Source organism: Paraglaciecola arctica BSs20135, from assembly GCF_000314995.1.
In the GTDB taxonomy this organism is placed as follows: Bacteria; Pseudomonadota; Gammaproteobacteria; order Enterobacterales; family Alteromonadaceae; genus Paraglaciecola; species Paraglaciecola arctica.
On record NZ_BAEO01000057.1, the window covers coordinates 1 to 4,718 of the forward strand.

Consider the following 4,718-nt stretch of genomic DNA (forward strand, 5'->3'; position numbering starts at 1 on the left):
ATAAAATATTTTTACAAAACTTGTTGTAGATAAACGAATTAATGCAGTTAATCGAGCCCGTGAGTTGAACCTGATTTAAATTTCATTTAGTCATCTGCGATTTGAATACTTCTAAGGAGTATCAAACAAGCATCCATTTTTGATGATTTTTTGGACTGTTTTATGTAAAAAACTAACAAGGTAAATACAGACTTGTAGAACATTTATGCTTAAACACCGACCACTTTTCAAACATATTCGAAATCACGATACACTTTTTAGTGAACTGGCGATGGCCAGAAACTCTTATGCGCAAAGTCTTGGTCTCAACGATTATGTGTATCATAAAACACCAAAATTTATCACCGCTGATGGCCGTAGGCTGACTATTGAACCAGAGCGAAGCTTGATAGTACAAGACTATCAATCTTTTAAGGGGGTGAAGAATATATTGCAGCGGGAAATTCCAGGTTTTTATATTGTCAATAACAGCGATATTGGATTTCGTTACCCCACTGCCGCGATTGCAGGTTTAGATGCACCTTTTATCAAACGATTTCGCTCGGAGTTTTTTCATAAAGTTGATGAAGATAGAAGCATCTGTCGGCCTCTTAACTTATCTTATGGAATTAAAAGTCGCGGCAAAGGTGATAACCGACAAGAATACGAAGTTTGGGTGCCAGATGAAAATGTGCAATTAGATCCCACCCCGCTATTTATAGATAAGTATGCAGAGGACTTACCTGATGATGTGCGTGATTTTGCGAGTACTGAACCTGTAGTATATGGTTGGATGGGAGTAAAACGAGCTGCATTTGAAGCCATTTATCTAGATAAAAAGAGCATGGGTGATATTGCCATCAATATAGGGTTATCGGTTGATGCCTATAACATAGGTGCGCGGCCCGACCTTTCTTATTCGCCCTCTATTGGTAGTTCTATAGCAAAACATAATGCAGAATTGGAATGGGAAGTGATGGGGTATTATGCTCCTAAAGGTAAACACCCGAGTCACGACGAAATTTGGCTGGCGATTGATCATGCAATTGAAGCGGTAAGTGCTCCTTTAAACGAGGTGTATCATAATGTCGCCGTTAATCTTCAAGAAAGTAAAACGGAACGTATCTTGAGTAGCATAGCGGAACAACAAATTTCAAATGAACAAGTTTTAGACTTGAATTTAAAACCTTGGGAGTTTTTACAAGATGCTAGTGATCTCAGGCGTAAAACACATGATCCAAGTCGCTCAGTTAATTTGTTAGGTCGACTCAATCGACTTTTTTACCAAGAATCCTTTAGGTTGCCGTCACTGAAAGAAATTCATGAGTTGATTGCGCAGCCCGTCAAACGTTAGTTTATTACTTCAACATTGGGATTTATAAGATTAGCCACAAGAGAAGTAAGTAATTAATGGCCATGAAAACTAGCGGTTTTTAGCCCGAGTGTGAAATTTTATAGGCGTGTTTTTTTGTTTAAACACCTGCCAAAATCATCACTTTGTGCTTCTTTCAAGTAGGGTTACTTAATACAGCGTATGTGTCAGCATTTTTAACAGATGTCATTTTTTTGACCAGTCGTATTTATTTAACCATATGAAAAATAACGAAATTAAAATAATGGCCTGCTTTGTGCTTTAGTCTAGAATATAAGCAGTTTTTATTATCTGCCCATTTTATTTGATAGTAAAATAGGCATTAATAAAATAATATAATGAATATTGAACCCGCTAGGAGAATGTTATGAGTAGTAAATTCTTAAAAGTTATTTTCGCAGCTGTTATGTCAATTGGTTTGATTGGTCAGGTCAATGCTAGCACAATTTATTATTTCGAAGATGGTCAAAATTATACAGATGCTGATGGTAAGTTGTGGGAGTACCTTGGCGCTTTCGATGTAAGTGACGGTCCACTTTTCTCAACCGCTCCAACACCATTAAATGGCTTGGAAACTGCCGTACACCTAGGGTTTGGTGATATAGAAGACTTAGCAATCTCTGCTTTTAGTTTCGATGTTGGAAACGGATTGTTGACTGATAGTGAATTTGCTATTGAACAGGCGGATGCTGCTTCAGTTGGCATATCTATTTTCGAAGTAAACTTCAAGTCATGGTACGACGGTTTTGGTTCTTCAGTGTCGTTGTTTGGGCAAGGTATAAAAGCTGACGCCGATAATGATGGTAAATATACATTCGGAACAGATAAGTCAGCATTTGTACATGATCGTGCTAGATCTGGGGAGTATATAAACTACGTCTTTAAAACAGTTAGTGTTCCAGAGCCTAGTACCTTTGCAATCTTTCTCTTAGCCCTTTGCGGTTTAGGTGCTCGTCTAGCTAAACGTTAAGAACGTTATCCTTTTCTAAAGTAAGAAGACGCAAACCAAGCATCCTCAATTCCCTATACATATGTATAAGATGGTATACCTCAATACCATCTTATACAGTCAAATAGTACTAAAAATCGTCTGGATATTTTGTTACTCTCTTTTACGTATGTTAATAAATTTCATTGCTAAGTTTAACAACTTAGTAACACCATGATTCGGTTGAAGCCCTGTTTAGTTGGAAGCTAACTCGATTTTATTTGTGATTTAAGTTAATTATTAGGAATGATATCAATGCAAAATTTCACTATTTCAAAAAATGCTCAAATAGTCGATGTTAACGGATTAGTGCAAACTGGATCTTCACAAAATACCGCATTACAAATAGGTGATAGCCTTGTGTCTGGCACAGTTTTAACACTTTCCCAAGGTAGTGAAATTACTCTGATATTTGATGACGGTTCAGAACAGAAAATAACAGCTGAGCCTGAAACCTTATTGGCCAGCGATGCTCAAACCACAGAGCCAGTTTCGATAACAACAACAGTCCAATCACAAACGTCTAACGAGACGGTATCCGATAATGTGCAAGCCGATATCGATGCTATTCAAGCATTAATAGAATCTGGTGATGACCTAGACTTGCCTGATACTGCAGCTGGTGGTTTGACGGCTAATGAAGGGACAGATTTTGTCACCTTAGACAGAGACGGTAATCAATTACTGGCTGGCGCCGGTTATGATACTGCTGAATTGGACAATCTTGCTGGTGCGACAGACGTTCCGGTACTAGTTGATCCAATTGACAATGTTAATGCCTTACCAGAAGCGGTCAATGACACTTTTGACATGGATGAAAACACCGAATTAGCAGGTAGTCTATTAGGTAATGATGACTTGGGTGATGAAGCCACAACAGTAACGGCTTTCGATAGTACCTCGGCGAATGGTGGCACAGTTACAGTAGATTCAACAGGCAATTTTAGTTACACGCCAGTTACCGATTTTGTAGGCGCAGATACATTTACCTATACCATCACAGATGCGGATGGCGATACCAGCACCGCGACTGTTACTGTCAACATTGCCAACGTAAATAAGTTACCAGAAGCTGTGGATGACAGCTTTGACATGGATGAAAACACTCAGCTATCGGGTACTCTATTAGGCAATGATGACTTAGGTGATGAAGACACTACAGTAACGGCTTTTGATGGTACTTCGGTCAATGGTGGCACTGTCACTGTGGATGACGCGGGCAATTTCACATATACACCTGTAACAGATTTTGTAGGTTCGGACACTTTTACTTATACGATCACCGATGCAGATGGTGACACCAGCACCGCGACTGTTACGGTGAACATTGCCAATGTCAATAAGTTACCAGACGCAGTGGATGACACCTTTGAAATAGATGAAAACACCCAATTAACAGGCACCCTTTTAGGCAATGATGACTTAGGCGATGAAGCCACAATAGTAACCGCTTTTGATAGTACTTCGGTTAATGGTGGTACTGTGACTGTGGACGAAGCGGGCAATTTCACATATACACCAATACCAGATTTTGTAGGCAGCGATACTTTTACCTATACGATCACCGATGCCGATGGTGATTCGAGCACAGCGACTGTGACGGTAGTCAATGCTAATGTCAACAAGCTACCAGATGCAGTAGACGACACCTTTGGTATAAATGAAAACACCCAATTAACAGGCACGCTTTTAGGAAATGATGATCTGGGTGATGAAGAAACAACAGTGACAGCCTTTGATAGTAGCTCGGTCAATGGTGGCACGGTCACCGTGGATGGCACAGGTAATTTCACTTATACGCCAGTCACGGATTTTGTTGGTGCAGATACCTTTACTTATACCATTACCGATGCAGATGGTGATACAAGCACCGCAACTGTCACTGTGAATGTTGCTAACGTTAATGCCTTACCAGACGCAGTGGATGACAGCTTTAGGATAAATGAAAATACCCAATTAAGCGGCACCCTTTTAGGCAATGATGATTTGGGTGATGAAGTCACTACAGTGACGGCTTTTAATAGTACCTCGGCAAATGGTGGCTCAGTTTCAGTGGATGAAGCGGGTAATTTTACTTACACCCCAGTTGCAAATTTTGTTGGCGCAGATACTTTTACCTATACCATCACCGATGCTGATGGTGATACTAGTACCGCGACAGTTACGGTGACTGTTCTTAATGTGAACGTCAACGCGTTACCTGATGCAGTAGATGACACTTTTAATATCAATGAAAACAGCCCACTGAGTGGTTCGTTATTAGGTAACGATGATTTGGGTGACAACCCGACCACAGTGACAGCGTTTGATAATACCTCTACGAATGGCGGCACGGTCACCGTAAATCCAAATGGTACCTTTAGTTATACACCAGCGACC

Annotated in this window: 3 protein-coding genes; all 3 read left to right on the forward strand. The window is 40.1% G+C overall.

The features are described from left to right. Positions 1-205: 205 nt before the first annotated feature. Positions 206-1,333 (forward strand): hypothetical protein, encoded by a 1,128-nt coding sequence (locus tag GARC_RS19250; protein ID WP_007623387.1) that lies wholly within the window; start codon positions 206-208, stop codon positions 1,331-1,333. Between the two features lie 385 nt (positions 1,334-1,718). Further along, positions 1,719-2,321: a PEP-CTERM sorting domain-containing protein gene (locus tag GARC_RS19255; RefSeq protein ID WP_007623388.1), complete on the forward strand. Its 603-nt coding sequence runs from the start codon at positions 1,719-1,721 to the stop codon at positions 2,319-2,321. Between the two features lie 273 nt (positions 2,322-2,594). After that, positions 2,595-4,718, forward strand: a 2,124-nt coding sequence (locus GARC_RS19260) for a retention module-containing protein (protein WP_161603937.1), incomplete at its 3' end; no start/stop codon positions are given.

Excerpts from the sequence above, each read along its gene's own strand:
- GARC_RS19255 (WP_007623388.1), top strand. The coding sequence starts at position 1,719 with ATGAGTAGTAAATTCTTAAAAGTTATTTTCGCAGCTGTTATGTCAATT.
- GARC_RS19250 (WP_007623387.1), top strand. The coding sequence starts at position 206 with ATGCTTAAACACCGACCACTTTTCAAACATATTCGAAATCACGATACA.